At 46.5% G+C, this 1,367-nt stretch carries 1 protein-coding gene; it reads right to left on the bottom strand.

The genetic code is table 11. The features are described from left to right. Nucleotides 1-101 precede the first annotated feature (101 nt). Nucleotides 102-320: a hypothetical protein gene (locus tag PV783_RS33985; RefSeq protein ID WP_420991159.1), complete on the bottom strand. Its 219-nt coding sequence runs from the start codon at nucleotides 318-320 to the stop codon at nucleotides 102-104. Nucleotides 321-1,367 lie beyond the last annotated feature (1,047 nt).

The following is a 1,367-nucleotide window of genomic DNA, read 5'->3' as shown; positions in this document are numbered from 1 at the left end:
AATGCAGCTACAACCAGCACACAAGGAACGATCATTAAGTTTGCTTTGATTGAGTTAAAAGTTTTCATAAATTTTAGTATTTGAAGTGAATGAATAACAGATTATGCAGGGATGTAGAATGCCGGATAGTAGCCGGTTTCGTACATATTGCAGTTGTAGTAACAGAAGGCGTTGTACCATTCATCAAATGGTACTCCCGCCAGTGTTGGGTCTATCGTAAAAGCGAATACAGAATGCGGGCTAAACTTGTGGGATACAGCAATAAATGATTTGCCGGTATCCCACAGTTTGCGCGCTTTGGGTTTGTAGATCTTCTCCATGAGAAAATTATTTTGCACCCCTCCCCGGAATCGAACCGGGATTTCCTGCTGCCATTCACCTGGAGCGGGCGTACTACCGTTGTACTAGCAGGGGCCGACCTTTTGCCACTGTCTTAATGCGCTTTATCAGTAGCTTAGTGACTGGTTACATGCTATCACCATTTAGCCGGGTTCCCTGTTAAACGGCTACATCTGTGCGGGTACTGGATTTCCCTATTATACGCAAGATGCAGGCGCGGTACTATTTCCGGCCATAGGTTGATTTACAGGCAGTGGTGATAACGGGCTTTTGTTCCCGGCCATCTTGCAAAATGGCCGTTATCAGGCGTTTACGCTTCGTTCCCGTACTTAGTGAGGTACGTTGTCCGCGTGTCCGTTTCGTTCCTACGCTTATTTAGGCGTATTATCCACGCACGTTATACGCTTTACCTGCTATAGTCCTATAGCTATTTAGGCGCTTTCTGTTTCTCACTATGTCGGTTTACTTCCTTTCGGTTGTGGCGCTGGTAGATACCAGCATAAACCAGTGTGAGCAATACAGGCTAATTCCCATCTTAACGGGCGACCGTTCTAAAAACAAACCGCTTGCGGCGGGTGTACTGAATTTCCTTTTACTGTTTCTAGCTTTGGCAATGACTGCATAGCGGCAGCGGACTAACCGGAAAAATACAGGCGCTTACTGTGTCGGTGCCTTACGGCAGCTTTTCAGCTATTCTGTACCTACCTACTGTAATTTCGGCCCGGTGTGTTCTTCCTGTACTTGCTACAGGCGTGATACCTATAAAGGGGGTGCGTTTTAGGCGCTTTTCCTTTCGGTTGATCAACACAAAGGTAAGGCGAAAAAACGGAATAATCAAACGAAATGAGAAAATAGGCTGTAAGTCGTTGGCATTCAATGAAATAAAAATTATCCCGGTTGGCAAGATGTACCCAGTAAAAGGGGGGATTATCCGGGAAAAATGTATCCAGACACAACACAATGCCCCCAACAATGGCAGGAAGGGGAACAAGGAAGGGAGGGAAAAGGTAGGGGGGCGGGTGGCAGGC

This window comes from Chitinophaga sp. CC14, from assembly GCF_048957795.1.
Taxonomy (GTDB): domain Bacteria; phylum Bacteroidota; class Bacteroidia; order Chitinophagales; family Chitinophagaceae; genus Chitinophaga; species Chitinophaga ginsengisegetis.
This window is presented reverse-complemented; position numbering and strand designations above follow the sequence as displayed.

Bases quoted from the DNA above. Each gene is read 5' to 3' on its own strand.
- PV783_RS33985 (WP_420991159.1), bottom strand. From the start codon at position 320: ATGGAGAAGATCTACAAACCCAAAGCGCGCAAACTGTGGGATACCGGC.